The organism is Sulfitobacter sp. TBRI5 (assembly GCF_051013555.1).
Classification (GTDB): domain Bacteria; phylum Pseudomonadota; class Alphaproteobacteria; order Rhodobacterales; family Rhodobacteraceae; genus JL08.
This window is the reverse complement of the sequence record NZ_CP112884.1, coordinates 1,945,427-1,971,389: the sequence shown is the minus strand read 5'-3', so window position 1 is coordinate 1,971,389 and position 25,963 is coordinate 1,945,427. Positions and strand designations below refer to the sequence as shown.

The following is a 25,963-nucleotide window of genomic DNA, read 5'->3' as shown; positions in this document are numbered from 1 at the left end:
GCGACCAGAGCGCTCAAATGCCAGTCTATCGCCAGCGCCGGGCAACCAAATTCGCACGCGCCGCGTGAGAGGCCGTTTGTCTTTATATCGCCAGATCGAGACGCGGCTTCCAGAACGGGCGGAACAGCTCGATCTTGGGGCAGCGGTTCATCACCACCTTGAGCCCTGCGTCCTCGGCCAGCTTCGCAGCGGCATCGTCGTAAACACCGATCTGCCCCCAGATTACCTTGGCCCCGATGGCAATCGCCTTTTGGGTAATGGCATAAAGTTCTTCCTTGGGACGAAAGACTTCGACCATATCAACGGGGCGATTAATCTCTTCGAGCGAATGAACTACCGGAATGCCGCGAATCTCGGTCAGATTTGGGTTCGGATTCACTGGGATCATATCGTAGCCGGTTTCATGCAGCACGCGCAGCACCCCATAACTGAATTTGGTCTTGTCCGCGCTGGCACCGACCATCGCGATGGTTTTGACCGACTTCAGGATGTCAGCGAGGTATTTCTGGTCGTAGTCGTAAAGGTCATCAAGCGCGGTTGCAGGCATTTCAACGCTCCTTGGGGGTGGCAATGTCCGCCTTAAGCTCATGTGGCTCCAGCGGGTCGAGAAAGGGGTTCCGGTAAAGTTTGTCGTGACTTTCGACGCCAATCTCCAACGTGCAGTCGGTGACGGCACGGGCGACGCAGAGCAGGACATAACCATTGTTGATTTGTCGGTTGTTGAGCGCCACCTGACGCCGCTGATCGACCTCACCTTTGGTCAGCTTGGCCGCACATGTTATGCAGCCGCCATACTTACAGCCATAGGGCAGATCTACCCCTTGCTCGCGCAATGTCTCCAACAGCGGGCGGCGCGTTTCGACTTGATAGTTCGCGTCGCTCCTATTGGCGATTGTTATGGTGCGCGTCGCGCTCACAGCCAAATGTCGCTTGTACAATCGCCACCGGGGTAGCGGGTTTCGTGGCAGCGGCTGGGCCCGTTGGGCTCCTGACCGAAATCGACAACGAATTCCTCGTTTATCTTCATGCCTCCGTTTTCCACGTCGCAATCAATCATCAGCATGACACCGCCCTGCGTGCGGATCTCGGGGTAGAACTGGTTATCCCATGTCGAGAACAGCGATGTCGTGACATAGAGCCGCTTACCGTCGAGCGAGAGTTGGTACATCTGCGGTCCACCCGCGACCTTGACGCCATTGACCATGGGTGCCTTGCCCAGCAGGCCGCCCATCCAGACCTGACCGGTCAGCACCGGGTTGTGCGGATCGCTGATATCATACTGGCGCATGTCGCCGTGTAGCCAGTTGTTGAGGTAGAGATACTTGTCGTCCATCGACACGAGGATCGCTGACATCACGCCCGGCACCGGAATGGGCCATTCAGGATGCGGTTCGTTATCAACGTCGATGATCTTCTCCCATTCCCACTTGCCCGCCTCTGATTTCCAGAAATGGATCACGTTGGTCGACAAGGCCGCGCCACAGAAACCATGGCTGCTGTCAGGGTCATGAAGGAATTTGACCTCCAGCGGGATCAGCCCATCTTCGCCCAGATACATGGTTTCGACCGGTTTACGAGCTTCGAAATCCCAGATGTGCAGGCGGCGGCCGTATTTCAGGTGCCCGACCTCTTCCAGATCGAAGCCCGGCATAAAGGTGTTGGGCGCGGCCCACTCGGAAGACACCATGACGTTGTGCCGTGGCTGGTACCAGAAGTCGTAGGAAAACGGGATGTCGCCCATGGTTTCTTCCCAGCGGCCCTGAATCTCGAATTCTTTGTTAAGATGCAGGTAGCCGCCCGGCGCTTCGCCATTCGCGTCACCAAGGAACGAAATGATGATTTCACTCCCGAGGCAATGCACGGTGTGGGGGCCGCTGAGATTAGTCTTTGACTTTATCTCCGCCCCGTCGATGACCTTGTGAAGGCGCGGCGCATAGGGATCGGTGGCCGTGTCGATGACGTGGATGTTGTTGGACCGCACACCCGGCACCAGCAGGTATTTGCGGCTCATCCCCGCGTCGTCATTGCAGGACGAGCAGGCGTTCCAGCCCATGTGGTGTAGCTCATCTCCGATGCCGGGCATTTCCAGCCGGTGAATGACTTGTGAATAGGTCGGGCTGTCGGGATCCGCGTCAACCGTTGCAAGATAGTCCGGCTTCTGAATGCCGGTCCCGGTGTAGATGGCAATCGTATAAAGCAGTTTTTCGCGTGGGGCCTTGATGGCCTCTGCCGGGCTTGCATAGCCCGGGCCGCAACATGCACCGTCCATCATCACATTCCTCCCTTGCGATTCCGCTTCGAGTCTCGTAGTTCGATAAATAGATTCTCACAAGGCAAAAATTATGCACCTGGAACGCTTGACTAGCATTCTCGAAATTGTCGGACAGAAGGGCGCAGCAACCGTAGCCGAGATTTGCGTGCATGCCGACTTGCCCAAACCATCTGCCTACAGGTTAGTACAGGACCTTGTCTCTGTCGGACTGCTGGCGTCATCTACACGCGGACAATTCATCATTGGTACTCGCTTAAAGCGGATCACGCACCGAGACCTTTCTGATAAGGCACTAGTGGAAGTGATCGCGCCAGTTCTGGCCTTAGCCGCGACGGATCACGGCGCAGCATTCTTTCTTTCGCGACTACGTGGAGATCGGGTTGAAATCATACATGTGGCCACCCCTGAGAACGGCGTGTCCTATATGCATCCCGGCGTAGGCAAACGGCCTTTGCACGCCTGTTCGTGCTCCAAAGCGATTGCTGCATTCTCACCCGAGCTGTTGTCAAAGAGGAAACTGAAAGGACAGCTAAAAAAGTACACGGACAGTACCATCACCTGCCTTCAGGATTTAGAGAAGGAATTCGAAATTATTCGTAAACGCGGATATGCCGAATGCTTGGAGGAGCTCGAACGCGGAATCTGCTCAGTCGCGACCATCTTGGCCGAAACGGGACCCGGCGCCACGCTCTCTATCGGCTCCACAGCTTCTGTGCGGGTGTTGAGCGGTACAAAGCGAGAAGAAATTGGTCGAATACTGAAGGCTATGTCGCTTGAGTTGTCCAACTCTCTGGGCTGGAATGAAGCTGACGCCAGCCGGAAGGCGGGATAAGCTAGAAATTAAAGAAAAAATGATTGATGATCGTGATGAGCACGTGCTGCGGCCTTAGCCAGGCAGTGGACCGTGGACAAGTAATGGGGAACAAGTATGTCTGACGCAATGCATGGAAACTTATTCGCGATCAACATCAGGCCCGAATGCAGACAAGCCTTTTTGGACGCGAGTATCTTTGAAGCACAAAGTGTGGTCAGTGAAGAACTAGGGGTTTTTCAATTTCAGGTCATGGTGGATGCCGCCGATCCGAACCGTTTCTATTTTTACGAAGTATTTAGGGATGAGGCTGCTGTACAGGCTCATCGGGATACCTCCGCCTTCAAAAACTGGTGGGACTCAATCCAACCCATGTTGGAAAGCGAAATAGAAATCATTGCTAACATGCGCACTGTGTTTCCATCCGCAAAAGGCTTCGAAATTCAAAAACCTGGGCTGCTACAATGGTGAAACGGCGGCTTCGTCCGCAAAGCGGTTACTGGAACGAGTTCCTCCTTAGTCGTATGTCCGAAGGTGACAGTATTAGGAGCTCATTGTTCGAATAAAAGCCGCGACAATGGCCGCTATACCAAGTTGCTTACTACTGGGTTCTGCTAGACGAATGTGAACTGTCTGACATCAGCGCCTATGGATCCAAGCAGGGGGAAAATGTATAAAAAGCCCTCCCCTGCAAGCGTTTTGGTTGATGTTCCTTTGATCCTGCTTATATGGAATCGGTCTTTCGACGAGGCGTCAAATGCCCGACAGTGATCTGAGGTGCGATACAACCTGATCTGACCCTTGTCCCGTCTTCAAGCACGCGAATACCACTGGGAGATCACCTCGCATTCTGGCGGCGTCTGTGCGCATCACGTCCAGCGAGGCACCAACATGCGGTGCGAGGTCAGTCTTGTTGATGACAAGGATATCGGATCGGGTGATGGCGGGACCACCCTTGCGCGGGATATCTTCGCCGGCCGCGACATCAATGACATAGATCGTAAGATCAGCAAGCTCGGGACTGAAGGTCGCCGAAAGGTTGTCGCCTCCCGATTCAATCAGGACGACCTCGACGTCAGGGTGACGCTGGCGCATCTCTGCCACGGCGGCAAGGTTGATCGAGGCGTCTTCACGAATGGCCGTATGGGGGCAGCCGCCGGTTTCGACACCAATCACCCGATCTGAAGGCAGGATTTGCATACGCATCAAAGCGTCGGCGTCCTCTTGGGTATATATGTCATTTGTGATGACGCCGATCGAGTGATTGTCCTTTAAAAGTTCGGCCAGACGCGCGGTTAGTGTGGTTTTTCCCGCGCCGACCGGACCACCGATGCCAATTCGCAGGGGACCATTGAGTTTCATCATGATTGGAACAGCCTTGGTTCGAGGATTTCGTGGACCATGGATGCGATGTCAGAGAAAAAGGCGTTGCTATAAACGTCGTCCGCATCGACGGTTTTCGTCTCTTCAGCGACTTCAAGGCAGAAAACTTGCAGTCTTTGAATCACCCGTTGACCAGCTTGTCAGCCGCAGCTTTGCTGGTTCCGGATTTCTTGTTCATCTTCACTCCTTGACGGTTACGATGAACCAGAAATCCTCCGTTAGCTAATCCTCAAATCTGTCCCAAAGGTGCTGACGTCAGACAGAGCCCCGAGTTCATTGCTCAGGCCGTCTGAGACTGGATTGCAGCCGTCGGGGCCAATACCGCTTACATCGAACCGGGGTCGCCCTGGGAGAACGGATATTGCGAAAGCTTCAACGCAAGGCTCCGGGATGAGCTGTTGAATGGTGAGGTCTTCTACTCGCTTCGCGAAGCACAAATCCTGATCGAACAATGGAGGAAACACTACAACACCAAACGAACAGATAGTGCTTTGGGCTACCGCCCACCGGCTCCGGAAACCATCGTCCCGATGGCAACCAGACCAATCATGCACTAACTTTCAAACTGGACCACTCAAAAGGGGCAGATCTTTGCGTGCCTAAAGAGGTGCATATCAAACATTGCAAATGGCTAAGAATTCAGCATCAGAAATTTCCACCCCCCCCTAAATGGTCATCGCGTTGCATAACCCTGGCAATCTTCTAAGGTTAACTCATGAAAACAGACGCGGCCCCTTTCAGTGAAATGCACGCCTCTGGGGTCCCTCGCTCCCCATACTCAGGCTATGATGAGTGGTTTGCCAAGCAGAACAACGGCCGACTCGCTACGAAATCACTAGAGGCTGAGGCTTTTTTTCGGCGCTCAGGCATTACGTTTAACGTTTACGGTCAACAGGATGCCGAGGAACGATTGATCCCTTTCGATTTGGTCCCACGGATTATCTCTTCGCGCGAATGGACAAAGTTGTCGCAAGGGATTGAACAGCGTGTCTATGCGATCAACGCGTTTTTGCATGACATTTATAACCGTCAAGAAATCCTGCGGGCAGGTATTATCCCGACGGAACTAATCGCGCAGAATGACGCTTTCTTGCCGCAGATGATTGATTTCAGCCCGCCGGGAGACGTCTATACTCATATCGTTGGCACCGACATTGTGCGCACCGGCGAGGACGATTTTTATGTCCTTGAAGACAACGCGCGCACGCCTTCGGGTGTTAGCTACATGCTGGAAAACCGCGAAACCATGCTGCAGATGTTCCCGGAACTTTTCAGTAGCATCCGGGTGCAATCTGTAAGCGATTATCCTAAGAACTTGCGCCGCTCGCTTGAAGCCTCTGCGCCCGCTGGCTGCGCGGATCGGCCTTGCGTGGCGATCCTGACGCCGGGCATTTATAATTCCGCCTATTATGAACATAGCTTTCTGGCCGATCAAATGGGTGTGGAGCTGGTCGAAGGGCATGACTTGCGTATCGTTGACGGACATGTCGCCATGCGGACCACTAAAGGATACAAGACGATCGACGTAATCTATCGTCGGGTGGATGATGAATATCTCGATCCGTTAACGTTTAATTCCAGCTCCATGTTGGGAGTGCCGGGCATCATAGATGTTTATCGTGCGGGGAATATCACGATCGCCAATGCGCCGGGAACGGGGGTGGCGGATGACAAAGCTGTCTATAGCTACCTTCCTGATATCATCAAGTTCTATACGGGCGAACCTGCAGTCCTCAAAAACGTGCATACCTTCCGCTGTTCGGAGCCGCAGCAGTTAAAATACGTGCTGGATAACCTCGCCGATCTGGTGGTGAAAGAAGTGCATGGCTCAGGCGGCTATGGAATGTTGGTTGGCCCGGCGGCCAGTAAAAAAGAGCTGTCCGATTTCGCCGACAAACTGCGCGCGCGGCCCGACAATTACATCGCGCAACCAACGCTTTCGCTGTCCACGGTTCCGATATTTACAGAAAGTGGCCTTGCGCCCCGTCACGTTGATCTGCGTCCCTTTGCGCTGATGTCGCCTAAGGGTGTGAACATTACCCCCGGCGGACTGACCCGTGTGGCTCTGACAGAAGGGTCGCTCGTGGTCAATTCAAGCCAAGGCGGTGGCACCAAAGACACTTGGGTATTGGAAGACTAATATGCTGGGCAAAACCGCAGGCGGACTTTACTGGATGTTCCGCTCACTTGAGCGGGCAGAGAACACTGCGCGCTTGATAGAAGCTGGCTTTCGCATCGCATTGACGCGGTCGACCACTGCTGAAGCGGAGTGGCAATCGGTGATCACGACACTGGCCGCCCAATCTGCCTATGAGGCGGCTTGCGACGGTTATGACAGCGCACAAGTGGTCAATTTTCTGCTTCGCGAACCCACCAACCCTAGTTCAGTTCTGTCGATCATTAAATCTGCTCGGGACAATGCCAGAATGGTTCGGACCGCATTGACGACAGAAGTATGGTCCTCAGTTAACGAGTCTTGGATGCTGTTCACAGATCTCTTGAAAGACGAGATACCTCAGACAGAACTGCCTGCGGTTCTTGCGACCATCCGTCAGCAATCAGGGCTGGTGCGTGGGGCATTGCACGGAACGATGCTACGCAATGATATCTATGATTTTTGCCGCCTTGGCACCTTCGTCGAGCGGATGGACAACACCGCGCGTATTATTGACGTGAAATACTATTCGCTGCTGCCTGCTCCGTCTTTTGTCGGCAGTAGGCTGGACAATGTGCAATGGGAGACCATCCTGCGCTCTGTTTCGGCCCATCGTGCGTTCCGTTGGGCGGTAGAGGAGGACTTCACTGCCTCCGCAATCGCCGAATTCCTAATTCTGGATCGACGCATGCCAAGGTCGCTTGCATTCTGTGCTGGGCAGATCGTCAATAGCCTGTCGCACCTGGCTGAAGAATACGGAACAACACCTGCGTCACATGACTTGGCCAACGCATTGTGTTCGCAGTTGGTAAACAGAGACATCAATTCTATCTTTAATGAGGGGCTGCACGAGTTTGTCAACGCGCTGATAGACAGCACCGCGAACCTCGCGCAGCAGATCGAAGTCGACTATAGATATACAGGATAATGGATCTCAGCATCAGCCACACGACCGAGTATGCCTACAGCGCGCCCGTGGAATACGCGCTGCAAAAGGTGCGGCTATATCCTTTGTCTTCTGTCATGCAAGAAGTTGTGGATTGGTCGGTAGAAATCACGGGCGGCAAGATTGAGACGAGCTACGTTGATCACTATGGCAACCACGTCGATCTGGTAAGCATCGAGCCGAGCGAAACCGTGCTGAGCATTCGCGCAAGCGGGCACGTGAAAACGCTCAACGACACGGGCGTGCTTGGCCCCGTTTATGGCCGCGCGCCGCTTTGGCACTTTTGCCAGCCAACCCCTCTCACACAACCGGGGGCCGCGATCAAGGCGCTGCCGAAGGTCTCGTTTGACCTCAATATGCAACTCGCCAGTCTGCACACGCTTTCTGCGGCGATACTAAAGGCCTTGCCCTACAAAACCGGTAGCACTGCAGTGGACACGCGTGCCGAAGACGCGCTGCTTGGTGACAGCGGCGTCTGTCAGGACCACGCGCAAATCTTTATCGCCGCGGCGCGACTGTCCGGGCTGCCAGCGCGTTATGTTAGCGGCTACCTAATGATCAACGAACAGGTGGTTCAGGACGCAACCCACGCTTGGGCGGAGGTCTGTATCAAGGGTCTCGGATGGGTTGGCTTTGACGTCTCAAACGGAGTGTCGCCGGATGAAAGATACGTGCGCATCGCTGTCGGTCGCGACGCACGTGATGCCGCCCCCATAGAGGGGCTGCGCATAGGCAACGCGGATGAAACTCTCATGGTATCTTTGCAGGTCCAGCAGTAAAGAGATGCTTGGGTTTTCCAATGGATAGAAGAAATGACATATTGCATCGGAATGCGACTGGACCGCGGGCTTGTTTTTATGGCCGACACCCGCACCAGCGCTGGCGTCGACAATTTTGCGGTCAGCAGAAAAATGTTCACTTGGCAGGTGCCGGACGAGCGCGCGATCACAATCATGACGGCAGGAAATCTGGCGACTACGCAGTCTCTCATCAGCTTGCTGGAAGAACGTTCCGTATCCGAACAGGATCGTAATCCAAGCATCCTTCGAGAACCGACCATGTTTCAAGTGGCGCGTTTGGTCGGTGCCACCTTGCGCGAAGTTATCGCGGGTTCTTCCACCTCGGGTCAAACGTCTGACGATCAATTTGGTGCATCAATAATTCTGGGCGGCCAAATCAAGGGCGGCAAACCGACGATTTTCATGATATATCCGGAAGGCAATTTTATAGAAATAACCGAAGATACCCCGTTCTTTCAGATCGGTGAAACGAAGTATGGTAAACCGATACTTGTCCGCGCCTATGACCATCAAATGGACTTCGATGATGCCATAAAGCTGTTGTTAGTGTCCTTCGATTCCACTGTAAAATCAAACCTTTCGGTTGGGTTACCGTTCGATCTGCAGGTGTATGAAAACGAGTCCTTTGATACGGGACGCACGAAACGGATCAATGAAGAGGATGAAGTGTATCAAACGATTGCGACCGGATGGGGTAATGCACTGCGGGATGCATTCCAGTTGCTACCAAGTTACAAGCTCTGACGTTCGCGACTATGATTTATCGCGCGCTGATTGTTGCGAATGGCGGGATCAGAAATAGTTTAGAATTGATCAAATACCTATCCGTTTCTTGGAATTTCTCGCAAACGCAAAGAATGTCCGCTTTCTGCCGAATTGCAGGTGTGCACGTATCTCGCAGCATCAGTCGAATTGGGCGGCGGTTTCAACGGGTCGACGCAACACTTTAATCTTTGACCAAAGATGGAGTGAGCATAATGAAGTATCGTCGCCGGATATTTTTCACAGATAAACAGAAGTCAGAGATATGGGATCGATGGCAACGCGGCGAGTCGATGAGTTCGATCGGACGTTTGTTTGAACGCGAGTCATCGTCGATCTATCCGCTGCTTGCGCGCACTGGCGGCATTCGCCCGCCGGACCGTGTGAGGTCTCGGCTCGCTCTGACGCTTTCCGACCGCGAAGAGATATCCAGAGGCTTGCGAGCGCAGGTCTCGCTGCGTTCAATTGCTCAAACATTGAAGCGACCGGCATCCACAATCAGTCGCGAGGTCAGGCGCAATGGCGGCGCCAAACTTTATCGAGCAGCGGTGTCTGATGCAGCTGCTTGGGACCGCGCCCATCGCCCAAAGCTCTGCAAGTTGGCGGGCAATGACTATCTGTGCCGCGCAATATCGGCCAAGCTGACGCGCAAATGGTCTCCACAACAAATCGCAGGCTGGTTGATGCGTGAACATCCCGATGAAGACAACAAGCGGGTCTCCCATGAGACGATCTACCGAAGCCTTTTTATCCAGACAAGAGGCGTACTTAAGAAAGAATTATTGGCGCATCTGCGGGCGACACGATCCATACGCCGATCCCGCCATGCCACCTTGAAGCGCAGCGGCCTGGGTAAGTTCAACGACGCAATATCGATCCGTGACAGACCTGCGGACGTTGAGGATCGAGCAGTGCCGGGCCATTGGGAAGGAGACTTGATTGCAGGGTCTGGCAACAGCTTCATCGCGACATTGGTCGAACGTCACACCCGCTTTGTGATGCTGGCCAAGGTGAGCAACAAGGACAGCCACAGTGTCATTCAGGCATTGATCAAACAGTCTCGCAAGTTGCCAAAAGAGCTGTACCGCTCGCTGACCTGGGACCGCGGAACGGAGATGGCTGGACACAAGGCCTTCACGGCCCGCGCGTCCGGTCCAACATGGTCCATTGTCTGCTTTAAGGTTTGGAACATGTGCATGTCCCGCAAGTTCCAGCTTTCGGTCGAGCCGTAGTACATCATTCGATAGTATTGCTCGGCACCAGCAACAACCCGGGCGTTCTGCACTGCATTAAATAAGCTGTCGCCATTGCTTCGCGCCTGAGAGAGCTCTCTTGTAAGTAAGTGAAGGACCTCCTGCTGACGCAGGAGGCATCATTTGGTGGAATGTAATTCCAGGTACTGCTTGATGACATCGTCAGTCACGTTCCCGGAGGTCGTCGAGAAATACCCACGCGCCCAAAAGCGTCTGCCCCAATACCGCTTGCGCAGGTCAGGGAACTCCATCTGGATGCGTCGGGATGAGCGACCCTTGATGCGTTGCATGACATCGGACAGGGACAGCTTGGGCGGGATCGACAGGAACATATGGATATGATCGCGCGCCAAAACGCCTTTCACGATATGGACACCCAGTTCTCCGCAGGTCTGGATGATTATTTCACGGATCCGCTCACGCATGGCACCCTGCAGAACCTTGTACCGGTACTTCGTGGCCCATACGACGTGGTATCTATGATAGAATCGCGTGTGCGCGGATGACGAGTAGCGCATGATCTTCTCTCCTGAATTTTGAAACCATACCGCCTCAGCGGGTTTCAAAATTCAGGAGAGAAGATCAGAATAGATTCGCTGAAGCGAACCGGCTGGAAGCCGGTGGCTTAAATCCATTAGGTGGAAAGTCAACCAAGACCCGCGTCACCGGCTCCTCGCACATTGCGTAGCCACGGGACAAAGCTTCGCGGCCATAGGCTGCGGGCTCGTTTGACCAAGGCGCAAGACATTCGTACCGCCGCCGCGCGAGCGCTGCGGCTGATGGGTCGTGATTGTCTAGATAAGACAAAACTTCCGCGATCGAGTTGAACATACTGTAAATATCCAATCCATGCAGACAAAATGAACCGCACCGCTGCGCGACACCGCCGCACAAGCTTCAAGAGTTTCTTCTAAAAACGTACGAAATGCCACTTCGGTCATTTCTCCAGAGGCCATGGCGAACTCGCGGTGACGCCCCTTGGCATTTGCATGGCCGCTGATCTTGACGTTATAGGGCGGATCTCCTGAATAGCTTACTGTTGATAAACGTGAAACAGGGCCTTCTTGTTCCATTTCAAAAGTCCGTAAAGACAGACGGATGTCTGATCCGAGACTTCCGGAACTTTCCCGGGTGAGACCTGATAACCCACAAGTGACGGTTACAAACGGCGGCTAGACCGACATGAACGCGAAACAAAACGGCGCATAGGGGCCACCATGATCGCTCCAGTCTTTTTATCTGAGATCAGCGCTAAAAGGATGATGACTTTGCAGGAGCCGTTTCAGACGGGAAAATTCTCTTCTTCTTCGCTTTCGCCCGTGCCCCGGTCTTCCAGCCAGTCTTCTGCGGCTTTCTTGTCAGAAAGCGGAAAGCTCTTGATCTCAAGTGACGGGATCACGGCACCCTCGATCTCGGCGGCAGTCCGGATCCAGGCGGTATCCGAAAGCACCGCACATTTGTCGAACTTGCCAATCAAGCTGAACAGATTTGGCAACTTCTGGAATTCAACGGCCATGGCACCCAAGGTCGGCATCTCGAAGTTAGAAATCGTGTAAAGCATCCTGCCGTTCTCGATGCCTTCCGATTGCTCAATAAGATGATCAAGCGCCGAGCGCATTTCTTCTGCATCAATAGCTCCCGAAAGCTCGAGATCTAAACGATTGGCCGATGGTTTCGAAACGTTCAGCATTTCCAGACTCCTTTTCTCTACACCGGACAAGATGCGCGATCCGGATCGCGGCAGCGTTGATGCAGGTCAACAACCTGGCACGCGATAGCAAATGCGTCGAAAACTCAGTTTCAGAAAAGTTGATTGCTCCACCTCCTGCAAAAACTGATGGCGCATGTCTTCGCGGAAACTCTGCCAGTCCGAAATCTGCAATACGAATATCATTCTCGTTGTTGGGTGCGATCCCGCTCCACGCGGCATCTTGGAAGTCGGCAGGCAGGCGTATACGTTTATCCTATCATGACCAAGCTACTCATCGTCTATCATTCCAAAACCGGCGGCAGCCGGCAAATGGCCGAGGCTGCGGCAATCGCCGCGAAAAAAGAGGTCAATACTGACCTGAAGACTGCGCGTGACGCAGAACCTGATGATCTGCTGCAGGCCGATGGCTACATATTTTGCGCGCCGGAAAATCTGGCGGCAATTGCAGGCATCATGAAGGACTTTTTCGATCGGTGCTATTATCCGGTTCTGGGTCGGATTGAGGGTCGGCCCTATGCCCAGATGGTCTGTGCGGGGTCCGATGGCGAAAACGCTGCGCGCCAAACCGCGCGCATTGCGCAGGGGTGGCGCCTTCGCGAAGTGCAGCCGCATCTCATTATCTGCACCCATGCCCAAACGCCGGACGAAATTCTGGCCGACAAAACCATTCCCGAAGAGCAACTCGCCCTTTGTCGCGATCTGGGCTCCGCAATGGGTGCGGGTCTTGGTATGGGGGTTTTCTGAGCAAAGCTATCGGTCTGCGGTTCGTTGCTACCTTTTGCATCAAGATCTGCTAAAAATCTTTTGGGAGGTTCCGTCCAGCTAACCCCAGCGCAATCCTGTCCGTCACCGGACCGTTCGAGACAGCCGGCAGTTTGACTATGAGCGATAATTGCTCGGTCTTACTCTCAGTTTGCGGCTGATAAGGCGGCCGGCGTGTATGCTCGAAAACAAAGCTTGGACCGAATGGATTGATCCGGCAAGGTTCTAATGCGATGCAAGTCGTCAGGAACACGGACCCCGCCAGACCTGTGCCCGCAGGAAATTCACAACAAGCACTTCGAAAGCCCGATCATGTCCAAAGACCCTCTGCTCCAACCCTTTCAGCTCAAGCATCTGACACTGAAGAACCGCATCATGACGACCAGCCATGAACCGGCCTATCCCGAAGACGGGATGCCAAAGGACCGGTACCGCGCCTATCATGCGGAACGGGCAAAGGCCGGCGTTGCATTGACCATGACCGCCGGATCGGCCGCGGTGTCAAAAGACAGCCCGCCGGTCTTCAACAACATCCTCGCCTATCGCGACGAGGTGGTGCCATGGATACGCAACCTCACGGATGCCTGCCACGCGCACGATTGTGCCGTGATGATCCAGCTGACACATCTGGGACGCCGCACAGCCTGGAACAAAGGGGACTGGCTGCCATCGGTGTCGTCCTCGAAACACCGCGAACCCGCACATCGTGCGTTCCCAAAGCTGATCGAAGACTGGGACATCGAGCGGATCATAGGCGATTTTGCCGATGCTGCGGAACGCATGAAAGCCGGAGGAATGGACGGGATCGAATTGCAGGTCTATGGCCATCTGCTGGATCAGTTCTGGTCTCCGCTGACAAATGATCTGACCGGACCTTACGGTGCGGATACGCTGGAAAATCGCCTGCGCTTTCCCCTTGATGTGCTGGCTGCGATCCGCAAGCGGGTGGGCGATGAATTTATCGTTGGTTTTCGCTATACTGCGGATGAGGCCCAGAAAGGCGGGATCACACCGCAGGAAGGGATCGAGATTTCCAAGACGCTAGCCGCCACAGGCCAGCTTGATTTTCTCAACGTAATCCGGGGGCGTATTCATACCGACCCGGCGATGACCGATGTGATCCCGGTTCAGGGTATGCCAAGCGCGCCTCACCTTGATTTTGCGGGCGCAGTCCGCAAAGCAACCGGCATGCCGACCTTTCATGCCGCGCGTATCCCGGATGTCGCCACCGCGCGCCACGCCGTGCAATCGGGACAGCTTGACATGGTGGGCATGACGCGCGCGCACATGGCCGATCCGCATATCGTGAAAAAGATCATGGAAGGGCGCGAAGAAGACATCAGACCCTGCGTCGGCGCGACTTACTGCCTTGACCGGATCTATCAGGCAGGCGACGCACTTTGCATTCACAATGCGGCGACGGGGCGCGAGCTTTCGATGCCACATCAGATCGACCCCGCCCCCGTTGCGCGCAAAGTGGTGATCATCGGTGCCGGCCCCGCCGGGTTGGAGGCCGCCCGCGTGGCAGCCGAACGCGGACATGACGTGGTGGTGTTTGAGGCGCAGCCGGAACCCGGGGGGCAAATCCGCCTGACCGCGCAGAACCCGCGGCGGCGGGAAATGATCGGCATCATTGACTGGCGGATGGCGCAATGCGCCGCGCGCGATGTGGTTTTTCACTTCAACACCTGGGCCGAGGTCGAAGAGGTGCGCGCCGAAAAGCCTGATGTGGTGATCGTCGCGACAGGCGGCTTGCCCAATCTGGAGCTTTTCGAAACCGGGCGCGAGGCGGACCATGTGATCTCTGCCTGGGATATCATTTCGGGCGATGTCAAACCGGCAGGCGACGTTCTGATTTACGATGAAAGCGGCGATCACCCTGCCCTGCAGGCCGCCGAGGTGGCAGCCGCCGCCGGCCTCAAGGTCGAGATCATGACGCCCGACCGCACGTTTTCGCCCGAAGTCATGGCGATGAACCTGGTGCCCTACATGCGCAGTTTGCAGGATAAAGACGTGGTCTTTACCGTGACCCGGCGGCTGACGGGCGTCGTTCGCAGGGGAAACAAGCTGACCGCGACAATCGGCACCGATTACAGCGATCACACCGAAACCCGGGACTATGACCAGATCGTCGTGAATTATGGTACCATGCCGCTGGACGAGCTTTACTTTGACCTCAAGCCTTTCAGCACCAACAAAGGGGCCGTGGATCACGACGCGCTGATCGCGGGCGAGGCACAAAAGACAATGCGCAATCCTGACGGTGCATTCCAGCTTTTCCGCATCGGTGATGCTGTTTCAGCGCGCAATACACATGCTGCGATTTACGACGCACTGCGGCTGGTGAAAGACATCTAGATCGCATCAAGTACCTGTTGGAAATTCGTCGGGGCTGACCGACGGGAATACTCAATTCGCGATTTGGCCTCCAAGGCCGCATTAGCCGCGTCTTGCAATTGCGCTTTCGGGCTTTGTTTTACCAATAGTAATTTCGGCCGTCCGAGATTTGATCGCGGCACTTTGAGCCTTCAAGCGAACGCTCTCAGTTTCAGCTCGGGTTTATCAGATCTTGACCCCGGAGATCTGGTATGCACCCGTCAATTAACAGGAGTTGTTTCATAAAACGCCGCATACTGCCGTTTGCGACTGCCGCGTGGCAATCGAAACGGTCGAGACGAAACACCGAAAATGCGTATTCTTGCAATTTCGGAAATGACGATGCACCAAAAGCTGTGGCAAGGTGCAGCCCTGGCCAAAAAGGTCCAGCGCGCCGGTCCGGTCCGGCACGCAGTTCAACTCGAACGAGGAACAAAGTTTTGCTTTCAATTCTTTTGCGCATGATATCGTTCACGGGGCTTGGCGTGCTCGTCGCGTGTGCGCCGAACGTTTATGATGAAATCGAATTGATGCCCGCACCAACGGTCTATGCCGATACAGGGGCGTCCCCATTCGAGAATGTCACCCGCGAAAACGTTGCTGATCGGGCCAAGCTGTTTTACGTGACCGATAGAATGCCAGCGGGCGCAGAGGATCCTCAGGCTTATTACAACAATGAACGCGGCCATATGCTGCGGGCGGGAACTGCGCGTGTGAAAATTGATCCGGCTCTCGCCACATGGGAGGAAATCAGCCGTGTCACGCTGATGAACCAGCGGGACAGAACCTATACCCTGAAATTGTCCGAAGTCGAAGAGATCGGTGTTCCTCCGTTCAGCCTGAGCCGCTATTTCGATAACGCACCTTCGCAACAGGAGATGGATGCGGCAGGACGTAGCTTTGCCGCCGTCATCGACGCGCAGCTGGGAAAGTCGAAGAACAAGGATATCTTCATCTACACACATGGATACAATGTGGACTTTGACTACTCGAGCCTTGTCTCAAAGGAGTTGCAGCATTTTCTGGGCTATCAGGGCGCATTTATCAGTTACAACTGGACTGCGACGCCAAGCCGGTTCGCCTACTTTCGCGATCAGGAATCGGTTCTGTCCACAAGGCGCAACCTTCGGTCACTTGTTGAGTACCTTTCCGCGAATACCCGCGCGCGGCGTATTCACCTGATCGGATACAGCGCCGGAACAAGGCTCGTCTTCGAAGCCGCTTACCAGATTGCCTTGCAGAAAGGGCCAAAAGCGCGGCTCGGTCGTGTTATTCTGATTGGCAGCGACTTGGACACGTCATTTGTGCTTCAATCGCTCGAAGACGGTCTTCTGGATGCAGTCGAGGACGTTACCTTTTATCAGTCCCAAACGGATTCTGCCCTTGCGGTCTCGAAGTTCATTTATGGCAGGCAGCGTATCGGCCAGACCTCTGAAACGGGTGTAGTGGAACCTGGATTGATCAAAGGGCTGGCCAGTCTCGACAATCTTCACGTGATAGATGTGACAGATGCCGAAGCCGCCGACACCGGCAACGGCCACTGGTACTTTCAGTCGTCTCCATGGGCGAGCAGCGACCTGTTCATATCACTTCTGACCGACAAAAACCCGGCAGAACGCGGGCTCGTACGTGAACCGAACGATATAATCTGGCGCTTCCCATCCAATTACCCTGATGTTCTGAAGTCGCACGACAAAGGCATTTAGGAAGATTTATTCCACAGCATACGACTGTTTTTTCCGCTAACCCGAATAGACCAAATGTACCTGAGCAACCTTGAGTCCACAAAGACAAGGAACTCAATTGGGAAGGGCAGTCTCCAGTGAACTTGCCAACTTCTCTACAAGTTCGTCCACCTGCGCCTCGGTAATAATGAACGGAGGGGCAATAAGCACGTGATCGCCGCTTTTCCCGTCAATCGTTCCGCCCATCGGATAACAGATCAGGCCGGCATCAAATGCGGCCGCCTTGATCCTCGCGTGTCGTTTTTCACTGTGCGGAAACGGGTCTTTGCTGGCGCGGTCCGAGACCAGTTCAATGCCCTGAAACAGCCCCACGCCCCTGATGTCACCCACATGCGGGTGCTGCCCAAATCGGGTTTGCAGAGCCGTTTGCAACTTTATCCCCGCTGTGTTGACGCGTCCAAGAACATCGTCATCCACAAGGCGTTCCAGCACGGCAAGGCCTGCAGCGCAGGCCGCCGGATGGCCCAGATAGGTGTGCCCGTGCTGGAAAAAACCTGTACCGTCCCGGATGGCGTCATGGATTTCCTTGGTACACAACGTGGCCCCGATAGGTTGATAGCCGCCGCCCAACCCCTTGGCGATCGCGCAGATATCAGGATCAGCCCCAAACTGTTCGCAGGCAAAAAGCGTGCCGGTGCGCCCCATGCCACACATCACCTCATCAAGGATCAGCAAGATACCATAGCGATCGCACAGTGCGCGCACGCGGGCGAAGTAATCACCAACGGGCGGCACCGCCCCAAGCGTGGCCCCGACCACCGGTTCCGCGACAAAAGCCATAACCGTTTCGCCGCCAAGCGCCTGAATTTGATCTTCGATTTCAAGCAGAAGCCGGTCCACATAGGCGGCTTCTGTTTCGCCTTCTTGTATTCCGCGATAGGCATAACAGGGGGCGACATGCGTGACATCCATCAGCATGGGCGCGAATTGCGCGCGGCGCCATGCATTGCCACCCGTGGCAAGCGCGCCAAGCGTGTTGCCATGATAGCTTTGCCGCCGTGCGATGACGCGATGACGGTTTGGCTGGCCAATTTCAAGATAATACTGACGCGCCAGTTTCAGCGCCGCTTCCATTGCTTCGGACCCGCCGGAGACGAAATAAACACGGTCCAACGCGCCCGGCGCCAGCGATATGAGCTTGTCCGCAAGCCGTTCTGCAGGTTCCGAGGTGAAGAACCCCGAATGCGCGAAAGCCACCTGATCCAGTTGATCTTTTATCGCCTGCGTGACGTGCGGATCGCCATGGCCCAAGCACGATACTGCCGCATCCCCGCAATTCAGATAGGCCTTGCCGTTTGTGTCATAAAGATACGCACCGTCGCCGCGCGCGACTTTAATCGGCGGCGCTTTGGAATTGCGTGGGAATACATGTGTCATGAGGCGAAGGCTTTCTTTTGCGTAGCGCTGTGCGGTGCAGCCCTGAGTGAGGTGAAGGCAGCAGCAATACTGCGCATCTCAGGCGCGATTTCATCCATGCCCGTCGGTGCCTTGGGGCGATCCGGCTTGTCTGGGCGCGCACCATAAGGCGCTACCATGATGAAGGGATCAAGAAGAAGTCTGGCGCGCATTTTGATCGTGGCCCAAAGCCCATTGTGAAGGGCATGGGGTCGTTGAAACATATATTTCAGCGATTGACAATGCGTGAAACACTTGCCAGCCTGTGTTTCAAAGGGGGATCATGGGACAGCAACAATCGCTTCAGGAACGGGTGTCGGAACGCTATTCCGGCTTGTCCGGACAACTGCGAAAAGCGGCCGACTTTGTTCTGGCCAATCCGCTGGATATTGCCAGCCGCAGCCTGCGCGCGATTTCCTCTGACAGCAAAGTCTCACCCGCGACCTTCTCGCGTCTGGCACGCGCGTTGGGATACGCCACATTCGAAGACATGAAAGAAGCCTCGCGGCGTTCGTTGGGCCTGCACGTGACCAGCCTTTCCGACAAGGCCGAGAAACTGCGCGCTGATCCGTCGCTGGTCAGAACAATGCTTCAACGCCAAAGCGAGGCCTGCATCGGCAATATACGCAGCTTTGCCGCCCAGACCGACGAAGCGCGATTGGCCGATGTGGCCAAGCTGATGCGCGAGGCGCGACAGGTTGTTCTGTTCGGGGCGCTGGCCTCAACGGGGATTGCCGAATATATGGCTTATCTGGCGCATTACTTTGCACCCAACTGGTACCTCGCCGGGCGTTCGGGCGATTCTCTGGGTTCACGCATTGCGGCGCTCGGACAGGGTGACGTGGTGTTTATCGTCACAAAAAACCCTTTTGCGCAGCGCGCCGTGATCGCGGCAAGGCAGGCGCGTGATGTCGGGGCTGACGTGATCCTCGTCACTGATTCTTACAAGTGCCCGGCTTTCTCCAGTGCAAATTATGGCTTTGTTGTTCCTTCAGAAAGCCCGCAATTCTTCTCCTCATATGCGGTGACACTCGTGTTGATCGAAACATTGATCGCCATGATTGTCGCCGGCTCTGAGGCAGATGCAACCGCTGCGATCCAAAGGGTCGACGCGAAAAACCAGGAACTCGGGGAATACTGGTCCGAGTGAAACTAAAACTAGGGAGACTACACACATGCGTAAACAACTGAAAATCGGCGGTGCCGTGCTGCTTGGCGCAATGACCGCAGCATCGATGGTCGTCGCACAACAGTTCATCTCGATCGGCACTGGCGGCGTCACCGGCGTTTATTACCCGACAGGCGGCGCGATCTGCCGCTTGGTCAATAAATCGCGCAAAGAGCATGGCATCCGCTGCGCTGTCGAATCCACAGGTGGATCTGTCTACAACATCAACACGATCAAGGCGGGCGAACTGGAATTTGGCGTCGCGCAATCTGACTGGCAATACCACGCCTATAACGGCACATCGAAATTTGCGGACAATCCTTTCCCCGAAATTCGCGCCGTGATGTCGGTTCACCCCGAACCCTTTACACTGATCGTGCGCGGTGACAGCGACATCGACAGCTTTGAGGGCATCAAGGGCAAGCGCGTCAACGTGGGCAACCCCGGTTCGGGCCAGCGCGCCACGATGGAAGTTGTGATGGATGCCTTTGGCATTGGCATGGACGATCTGGGTCTTGCGACGGAATACAAAGGCTCGGAAATGGCCAAGCAGCTTTGCGATGGCAACATTGACGCGATGATCTACACGATCGGCCATCCCGCCGCCGCCATCAAGGAAGCCACCACAACATGCGATGCCAAACTGGTCAGCGTGACAGGTGCACCGATCGACAAGCTTGTCGCCGACAACCCGTTCTACCGTGTCGCGACAATCCCGGGCGGCATGTATCAAGGAACTGATTCAGACACCGTAACCTTCGGTGTTGGCGCAACCTTCGTGACTTCGGCCGATGTTCCGGAAGATGTTGTCTATATTGTTGCCAAATCGGTCATGGAAAACATCGACGATTTCCGTGGCCTGCACCCTGCCTTTGCCAATCTTGAGCCTGCGCAGATGGTAAAAGACGGGCTTAGCGCTCCGCTGCATGATGGCGCAATGAAAGCGTATAAAGAACTCGGCCTGATCGAGTAGAATTGCGCGACCCAAAAAAGGATCATCCGGCTTGGGCCGGGTGATCCTGTTTTCATAACAAAAGAAAATAGCCAAACGGGGGACAGTATGGCTGAGATGCAAAACGCACCGTCTGCGGACGATATGGTGGCCGAGGCTGATACTGGCGCCCGCAATCCATCGGCGGCCTGGCAGGCCAAGTTGATTATCGGAACCTGTATCGTCTGGTCCCTGTTTCAGCTTTACATCGCGTCCAAAGTACCCGGTGTTCTGGCTCAGGCCACCGGGATGAACTTCTTTGCCAATATTGTCGCACAGGCGCGTTTTGTGCACCTCGCCTTTGCTATCATGCTGGCAACGCTGGCTTTCCCGCTTTTCAAATCTTCTCCCAAGGATCGCATCCCGGCCTATGACTGGGTGCTGATCATCCTTGGCGTCGCCTCTTGCCTCTACCTGATCGTTTTTCGCTTTGAAATCGGTGATCGACCGGGTTTGTGGAGTTCGACAGACATCACCGTTTCAGCGATCGGCATGCTGGTTCTGTTCACGGCTGTGTACCGCTCACTTGGCCTGCCGCTGGTGATCATTGCCGGTGCATTCGTGGCTTTCGCCTTTTTCGGCGGCTATTCGGAATGGGCCCGCAATATTACCAACTATGGTGGCGCATCCCTGTCCAAGGCGCTTGGCCACTACTGGATGCAGACCGAAGGCGTCTTTGGCGTGGCGCTGGGTGTTTCGACAACCATGATCTTTCTCTTTGTACTGTTTGGCGCATTGCTGGACCGCGCCGGTGGCGGCAGCTGGTTCATCAAGGTTGCCATTGCACTGCTTGGCGCCCTGCGTGGCGGGCCGGCAAAGGCTTCGGTCCTGTCATCGATGCTCACCGGGATGATCTCGGGCAGTTCGATTTCAAATACAGTCACAACCGGCACATTCACCATCCCGCTGATGAAGCGCATCGGCTTTCCGGCCGAAAAGGCGGGCGCTGTGGAAGTCGCGTCTTCCACGAACGGCCAGCTTACACCGCCTGTGATGGGCGCGGCTGCCTTTCTGATGGTTGAATATGTGAACATCCCCTATATCGACGTGGTCAAACACGCCTTTCTGCCGGCGGTGATCAGCTATATCGCGCTGCTTTACATTGTGCATCTGGAAGCGCTGAAAATGCAGATGCAGGGCCTTAAGAAAGCAGGCCGGCATATCGGTCCTGTGTTGATCCTCATACTCTTTCTCTCGGGCTTCTTGTTCCTCGGCGCGCTGACCTACGCTATGATCCTTCTGCGCGGCGTGCTCGACGGGTTCATGACAGAAAGCGTCTATGGCGGCCTTGTGGTTGTGGCGCTGCTCTATGTCGTTCTGGTGTACTACGCCTCGCGCTATCCGGATGTGGCGATGGATGATCCCGACGGACCGTTGGAAGCGCCGCGCCTGACGCCGACCCTTTTGGGTGGCGCGTATTTCGCGTTGCCGATCTTCATTCTGGTCTGGAACCTTATGGTGCGCACCGACAGCCTTGAACGCCTGTCGCCTTCGCTTTCGGCCTTTTGGGCTACAGTGTTCATGATCATTGTCGCGCTGACACACCGTCCGCTCAAGGCGATGTTTCGCGGCGAAGGTCTTGGCGGTTCAACCGTGGCCGGCTGGAACGATTTCGTCCAGGGCCTGATCCTTGGCGCACGCAACATGATCGGGATCGGTGTGGCCACGGGGGCCGCGGGCATCATCGTTGGCACGATAAGCCTTACAGGCGCGCATCAGGTGATCGGTCAGGTCATCGAGGTGATCGCCGGCGGCAACATCTGGGTTCTTCTGATCCTCGTGGCGATCATGTCACTCATCCTTGGAATGGGCTTGCCGACTACCGCCAATTATATCGTTGTGTCTTCGCTCATGGCGCCGGTTATCGTCTCGGTGGGCGCGCAGGCGGGCTTTATCTTTCCGCTGATTGCCGTGCACCTTTTCGTGTTCTACTTTGGCATTCTGGCCGATGATACGCCCCCTGTGGGCTTGGCAGCTTATGCCGCCGCGGCCATAAGCCGGGGCGATCCGATAAAAACCGGTGTGCAGGGCTTTTCCTATGATATTCGCACGGCGCTCTTGCCGTTCCTGTTTATCTTCAACACCGATCTGCTGCTGATTGATGTGGGCTTTGCCAAGGCTATTCTGGTGTTCTTCATATCGCTGATTGCGATGCTGCTGTTCGCGGCGGCAACCCAGGGCTATTTCATCGCCAAAAGCCGAATATGGGAAACCGTTGTTCTGCTCTTCATCGCCTTCATGCTGTTCCGGCCTGATTTCTTCCTTGATCAGGTCAGCGACAAATACACCTCGGCCAGCGGACCTGCCGCGCTCGAGTTGATGGCCAGTGCAGAAACCGGCAAGGAGTTGCGGGTGATCGTGGAAGGGCCCGATTTCGACACGGCTGCGATCCGGCCAACGACCATCATACTGCCCGCCATTGCAGATGACGCCGAAGGCGCACTTTCTGCGCAGGGTCTCACGATCCTGCCCGACGGCGATACGCTTGCAATGGACGAACCTTTTCCCGGTACGCCCTTTTTTGAAAGCCTGGGCAACGAGTATGATTTCTACGGCGACACTCCCGTTCAGGTCACGCAGGTACAGATCGAGAATGAGCGTCTGCCCAAAGAACTGTTCTTCATCCCTGCCTTGATCCTGCTGATGGGCATCGTGCTGATCCAAAGCCGCCGTGCCACCCAACCCGCGTTCTGAGGAGGATACCATGTTCAAGTCAATTTTACTTGCCCTTGACATCAACGATCCGGATGGCGCGGTGCGCTGCACCAAGGCCGCGGTCGAGATGGTAACCAGTCAGGGCGCCAGTCTGCATATCCTGAATGTTGTTCCGGATGACGGCATGGCGATTGTCAGCGCCTCTTTGAAAGCCGATCACAACGAAACTGCGGTGGAAGCCTCGCGCGCGGCGCTGCGGGCCTGGGCGCAAAGCAACGTTCCGCCAGAGCTTGGGCCCCAATTGCACGTGGCGCGGGGAAAAATCTACGACCAGATTCTGAAAACCGCGCGCAAGCTGAATGTGGATGCTATCGTTGTCGGCGCGCACAATCCCGAACTGAAAGACTATCTTCTGGGATCAAACGCCGCCCGCGTGGCACGCCATGCCAAACAGTCAGTCTTCGTGATCCGTTGAGCATGTTGCGGGTCTTGCAGTGTTGCGGCTGATGTCGACGACAGTGATAGGGTCAGGCCGGTCTTTTGCTGCATTCGACGCCAGCGGCTGCAATGCGGGACTTTGCCGCCGTTTGAGTTTGCGGGTGTTACATCGCTATCGCACCACAGGCGCGGCCTTAGGACAGGGGGGCTGTCCAACTATGCGTCAACCATTACAAAGTTTAGATCAAGACCGCGGCGCTGAGACCTGGAGCCTGGCTCAGGTTTTACGTGAGGTGCACATATCATGGAAGCAGTGTGTCCATAAAGCTTGAACGAGACACAAAGCAGTGGCATTCTTCTGCTCCGGTATTCCACTTCGGCAATGACAGATAAGGGGAATTTACTATGTCTGCCAATCAACGAAAGAACCTTTTCATTTCTGGCGTTTTAGCTCTGATGTTCGCGCTGGTTTCCGTCACTTCGGCACATGCCCTAAGCAAGAAAGGGAAAGGAGCCGTTATTGGCGCGGGTGTTGGCGGTTTAATAGGGGGCGGTAAAGGAGCCGTCGCTGGGGGAGTTGCTGGAGCGATTATCGGCAATAATTCCTAACAGCGACATATCCCGAATCCGATCTAAATTTGAAGGAAGCTGAACTAATGACTATAATTAGACTATTGGGTTTTGGCGCACTTGCTATTGTCATATCTGCGGTGAGCGCGACCGCAGACGAGGAACTGGACCAGATGCTCAAAGAAGCGCTGCCAGTCATGCATCACTCATGCGAAACCGTCGTTGAGGAAACTGGCGGAGACGAAGAGGCAATCGTGGATGTTGTTCGTAAAATGGCTATCGTATCATTTGCGAACCGCGGTATCGATATTTCAGAATATGCAGGCACCGAGGAAGAATTTGCGGCACTGCGCGCGGAATTTATTGAAGCGCTGCGGGCTGGATGCGAAGCGGACAGAAACGGGCTGCTCGCCGGGATCGTAGACAATGCCATCAAAACGGTTTTAAACCTTTGAAGCAAAATTGGTCGTATCCTTAAGACGGCTTCCGATAAGCGATCAAAGTCGGGTTTTCTAATTGAAATGAGGTGCTGATGCGCGATCTGGCGCGTCCGCTAATGGGATGTACCGGCTGCTTCACCCAGCAGGTTAGGCTTGGCCTATACTGCAAAAAGGAGAAGTAGCATGGCGAAGAATGATTTTGATGAGCTGATGTCAGTTGGCGTTGATATCGGCAAAGACGTATTTCACTTGGTTGGCTTTGACAAAGAAGGTCGGCTTGTTTTGCGCAAGAAGATCAAACGCATGGCGTTGGTTGCGACGTTTGAGGAGCTGCCGCAATGTATTGTCGGGATGGAAGCTTGCCTGAGCGCGCACTTTGTCAGCCGAACGCTGAGCAAGATGGGGTTCGAGCCCCGGATCATTCCCGCGATTTATGTGAAGCCTTTCAACAAGGGCCAGAAGAACGACTACAATGACGCTGAAGCTATTGCAGAAGCCGCTTTGCGTCCCAATCTCAAGACGGTATCGGAGAAGACGCAGGAGCAGCTTGATCTCCAGGCGCTGCATCGCGTTCGGTCACGGCTTGTGTCACGTCGGACAGCAGCAATGAATCAGATCCGGGCCTTTCTGATCGAACAGGGGATCACTGTCCGACGTAGTGTCGCGGCTCTGCGCGCCTCGCTCGAAGCCATTCTTAGCAATCGCGGCGACGAGATGTCCTTGCGGATGCGGAGATTGATCCTGGGGCTCCAACAGGATTGGATATGGCTGGATAAACGGATCGATATGACCACATCTGAAATCAAAGAGGTCAGCGAGACCGAGGAAAGCTGCCAACGTCTGATGACCATTCCGGGCATCGGGCCAATCATCTCAACGGCTGTGGTTGCAGCTGTCGGGACCGGCGAGGCTTATGATCGGGGGCGAGATTTTGCGGCTTGGCTGGGGCTCGTTCCGCGACAACACAGCACCGGCGGGCGCACCATCCTGGGTCGTATCACAAAACGAGGCAGCCGGTATCTCCGCATGCTGTTTGTGCAGGCCGCGCAGGTCATCATGATGCGACCGAAGAACTGGCATAAGTTTAGTTTTGGCGCATGGTTGGAAGCCGCCGCGACGCGCATGCAGCACAACAAGCTCGGCGTGGCGCTTGCCAATAAGCTAGCGCGGATCGCATGGAGTGTTCTTAACTCAGGCAAGGACTTCGATTGGATGGAAAAAGAATTGGCGACTGCGATCTGATCACAGCCGCAAACGACGTTCGTAAACCTCAAATGCATGGAACAGAATAAAAACGCACTCAAAGTCTGAGAGCCCGAATGGTCATAAT

General features: G+C 55.0%; 26 protein-coding genes and 2 pseudogenes. 18 read left to right on the top strand and 10 right to left on the bottom strand.

The features are described 5' to 3' along the window. Window positions 1-82: 82 nt before the first annotated feature. Genes OLX72_RS09945 through OLX72_RS09935 form a run of 3 tightly spaced genes read right to left on the bottom strand, consistent with a single transcriptional unit; the run spans window position 83 to window position 2,272 of the window. On the bottom strand, window positions 83-547 hold the full coding sequence (locus tag OLX72_RS09945; protein WP_114871321.1) for a CoA-binding protein: 465 nt from the start codon (window positions 545-547) through the stop codon (window positions 83-85). Between the two features lies 1 nt (window position 548). Then, window positions 549-917 carry a 2Fe-2S iron-sulfur cluster-binding protein gene (locus tag OLX72_RS09940; RefSeq protein ID WP_114871322.1) on the bottom strand — a complete coding sequence of 123 codons (369 nt, stop codon included), beginning with the start codon at window positions 915-917 and terminating at the stop codon, window positions 549-551. Then, entirely contained in the window at window positions 914-2,272 is a 1,359-nt protein-coding gene (locus OLX72_RS09935) for a selenium-binding family protein (protein WP_114871323.1), read from the bottom strand. The genes OLX72_RS09940 and OLX72_RS09935 overlap by 4 nt, the downstream gene beginning before the upstream one ends. A gap of 70 nt (window positions 2,273-2,342) precedes the next feature. Between OLX72_RS09935 and OLX72_RS09930 the strand changes: the two genes are divergently transcribed. Together OLX72_RS09930 and OLX72_RS09925 are read left to right on the top strand one after the other, a co-directional pair. Next, window positions 2,343-3,104: an IclR family transcriptional regulator gene (locus OLX72_RS09930; protein ID WP_433990370.1), complete on the top strand. Its 762-nt coding sequence runs from the start codon at window positions 2,343-2,345 to the stop codon at window positions 3,102-3,104. A 96-nt stretch (window positions 3,105-3,200) separates the two neighbouring features. Continuing rightward, a complete protein-coding gene (locus OLX72_RS09925; protein WP_114871325.1) occupies window positions 3,201-3,554 on the top strand; it encodes a putative quinol monooxygenase in 354 nt (117 codons plus the stop codon). A gap of 282 nt (window positions 3,555-3,836) precedes the next feature. On the opposite strand, the gene ureG is transcribed toward OLX72_RS09925, so the two are convergent. Further along, a complete protein-coding gene (ureG, locus tag OLX72_RS09920) occupies window positions 3,837-4,448 on the bottom strand; it encodes an urease accessory protein UreG (RefSeq protein WP_433990369.1) in 612 nt (203 codons plus the stop codon). A 273-nt stretch (window positions 4,449-4,721) separates the two neighbouring features. Here ureG and OLX72_RS09915 point away from each other — a divergent pair. The 6 genes and pseudogenes from OLX72_RS09915 to OLX72_RS09890 all read left to right on the top strand — a co-directional run. Next, window positions 4,722-5,023 (top strand): annotated as a pseudogene (locus OLX72_RS09915) (integrase core domain-containing protein); the annotation flags it as partial. A 158-nt stretch (window positions 5,024-5,181) separates the two neighbouring features. After that, window positions 5,182-6,606: a circularly permuted type 2 ATP-grasp protein gene (locus OLX72_RS09910; protein WP_114871326.1), complete on the top strand. Its 1,425-nt coding sequence runs from the start codon at window positions 5,182-5,184 to the stop codon at window positions 6,604-6,606. Between the two features lies 1 nt (window position 6,607). Beyond that, window positions 6,608-7,549: an alpha-E domain-containing protein gene (locus OLX72_RS09905; RefSeq protein WP_114871327.1), complete on the top strand. Its 942-nt coding sequence runs from the start codon at window positions 6,608-6,610 to the stop codon at window positions 7,547-7,549. Beyond that, entirely contained in the window at window positions 7,549-8,346 is a 798-nt protein-coding gene (locus OLX72_RS09900) for a transglutaminase family protein (RefSeq protein ID WP_114871328.1), read from the top strand. Before OLX72_RS09905 ends, OLX72_RS09900 begins: the two co-directional genes overlap by 1 nt. A 33-nt stretch (window positions 8,347-8,379) precedes the next feature. Then, the gene (locus OLX72_RS09895) at window positions 8,380-9,111 is read left to right on the top strand and encodes a peptidase (RefSeq protein ID WP_114871329.1); all 732 of its coding nucleotides are present in this window, start codon (window positions 8,380-8,382) and stop codon (window positions 9,109-9,111) included. Window positions 9,112-9,344: 233 nt separating this feature from the next. Beyond that, window positions 9,345-10,268: pseudogene (locus OLX72_RS09890) on the top strand (IS30 family transposase); the annotation flags it as partial. On the opposite strand, the gene OLX72_RS09885 reads toward OLX72_RS09890, so the two are convergent. From OLX72_RS09885 to OLX72_RS09865, 5 genes are all read right to left on the bottom strand, one after another. Next, the gene (locus tag OLX72_RS09885) at window positions 10,169-10,495 is read right to left on the bottom strand and encodes an erythromycin esterase family protein (protein ID WP_433990451.1); all 327 of its coding nucleotides are present in this window, start codon (window positions 10,493-10,495) and stop codon (window positions 10,169-10,171) included. The pseudogene OLX72_RS09890 and the gene OLX72_RS09885 sit on opposite strands and share 100 nt — an antisense overlap. Window positions 10,496-10,501: 6 nt before the next feature. Further along, a complete protein-coding gene (gene tnpA / locus OLX72_RS09880) occupies window positions 10,502-10,900 on the bottom strand; it encodes an IS200/IS605 family transposase (RefSeq protein ID WP_433988602.1) in 399 nt (132 codons plus the stop codon). Window positions 10,901-10,964: 64 nt separating this feature from the next. Next, window positions 10,965-11,213: an erythromycin esterase family protein gene (locus OLX72_RS09875; RefSeq protein WP_433990368.1), complete on the bottom strand. Its 249-nt coding sequence runs from the start codon at window positions 11,211-11,213 to the stop codon at window positions 10,965-10,967. Next, complete coding sequence (locus OLX72_RS09870; protein WP_433990367.1) at window positions 11,177-11,455, bottom strand: hypothetical protein; 279 nt, start codon at window positions 11,453-11,455, stop codon at window positions 11,177-11,179. The genes OLX72_RS09875 and OLX72_RS09870 overlap by 37 nt, the downstream gene beginning before the upstream one ends. Before the next feature lie 209 nt (window positions 11,456-11,664). Then, complete coding sequence (locus OLX72_RS09865; RefSeq protein WP_114871336.1) at window positions 11,665-12,072, bottom strand: STAS/SEC14 domain-containing protein; 408 nt, start codon at window positions 12,070-12,072, stop codon at window positions 11,665-11,667. Between the two features lie 279 nt (window positions 12,073-12,351). Here OLX72_RS09865 and OLX72_RS09860 point away from each other — a divergent pair, with 279 nt between their 5' ends. The 3 genes from OLX72_RS09860 to OLX72_RS09850 all read left to right on the top strand — a co-directional run bounded on the left by OLX72_RS09860 (window position 12,352) and on the right by OLX72_RS09850 (window position 16,937). Beyond that, window positions 12,352-12,837, top strand: a complete 486-nt coding sequence (locus OLX72_RS09860) for a flavodoxin family protein (RefSeq protein ID WP_114871337.1) — start codon at window positions 12,352-12,354, stop codon at window positions 12,835-12,837. 330 nt (window positions 12,838-13,167) lie between these two features. Continuing rightward, window positions 13,168-15,213, top strand: a complete 2,046-nt coding sequence (locus OLX72_RS09855) for an FAD-dependent oxidoreductase (protein ID WP_433990366.1) — start codon at window positions 13,168-13,170, stop codon at window positions 15,211-15,213. A 458-nt stretch (window positions 15,214-15,671) separates the two neighbouring features. Next, the gene (locus tag OLX72_RS09850; protein ID WP_433990365.1) at window positions 15,672-16,937 is read left to right on the top strand and encodes an alpha/beta hydrolase; all 1,266 of its coding nucleotides are present in this window, start codon (window positions 15,672-15,674) and stop codon (window positions 16,935-16,937) included. 93 nt (window positions 16,938-17,030) lie between these two features. Here the strand turns inward: OLX72_RS09850 and OLX72_RS09845 are convergent, their stop codons facing one another. Further along, a complete protein-coding gene (locus OLX72_RS09845) occupies window positions 17,031-18,353 on the bottom strand; it encodes an aspartate aminotransferase family protein (RefSeq protein WP_114871339.1) in 1,323 nt (440 codons plus the stop codon). A gap of 301 nt (window positions 18,354-18,654) precedes the next feature. On the opposite strand from OLX72_RS09845, the gene OLX72_RS09840 reads away from it, so the two are divergent. The 7 genes from OLX72_RS09840 to OLX72_RS09810 all read left to right on the top strand — a co-directional run bounded on the left by OLX72_RS09840 (window position 18,655) and on the right by OLX72_RS09810 (window position 25,875). Beyond that, the gene (locus OLX72_RS09840; protein ID WP_114871341.1) at window positions 18,655-19,521 is read left to right on the top strand and encodes a MurR/RpiR family transcriptional regulator; all 867 of its coding nucleotides are present in this window, start codon (window positions 18,655-18,657) and stop codon (window positions 19,519-19,521) included. Between the two features lie 25 nt (window positions 19,522-19,546). Then, complete coding sequence (locus OLX72_RS09835; protein ID WP_114871342.1) at window positions 19,547-20,512, top strand: TAXI family TRAP transporter solute-binding subunit; 966 nt, start codon at window positions 19,547-19,549, stop codon at window positions 20,510-20,512. 87 nt (window positions 20,513-20,599) lie between these two features. After that, window positions 20,600-23,224, top strand: a complete 2,625-nt coding sequence (locus tag OLX72_RS09830) for a TRAP transporter permease (protein ID WP_433990364.1) — start codon at window positions 20,600-20,602, stop codon at window positions 23,222-23,224. A 10-nt stretch (window positions 23,225-23,234) separates the two neighbouring features. Next, entirely contained in the window at window positions 23,235-23,660 is a 426-nt protein-coding gene (locus OLX72_RS09825) for a universal stress protein (RefSeq protein WP_114871343.1), read from the top strand. 368 nt (window positions 23,661-24,028) lie between these two features. Then, window positions 24,029-24,232: a hypothetical protein gene (locus OLX72_RS09820; protein WP_114871435.1), complete on the top strand. Its 204-nt coding sequence runs from the start codon at window positions 24,029-24,031 to the stop codon at window positions 24,230-24,232. Between the two features lie 47 nt (window positions 24,233-24,279). Continuing rightward, a complete protein-coding gene (locus tag OLX72_RS09815; protein ID WP_114871436.1) occupies window positions 24,280-24,648 on the top strand; it encodes a hypothetical protein in 369 nt (122 codons plus the stop codon). A 168-nt stretch (window positions 24,649-24,816) separates the two neighbouring features. Beyond that, a complete protein-coding gene (locus OLX72_RS09810; protein WP_114868711.1) occupies window positions 24,817-25,875 on the top strand; it encodes an IS110 family transposase in 1,059 nt (352 codons plus the stop codon). Window positions 25,876-25,963 lie beyond the last annotated feature (88 nt).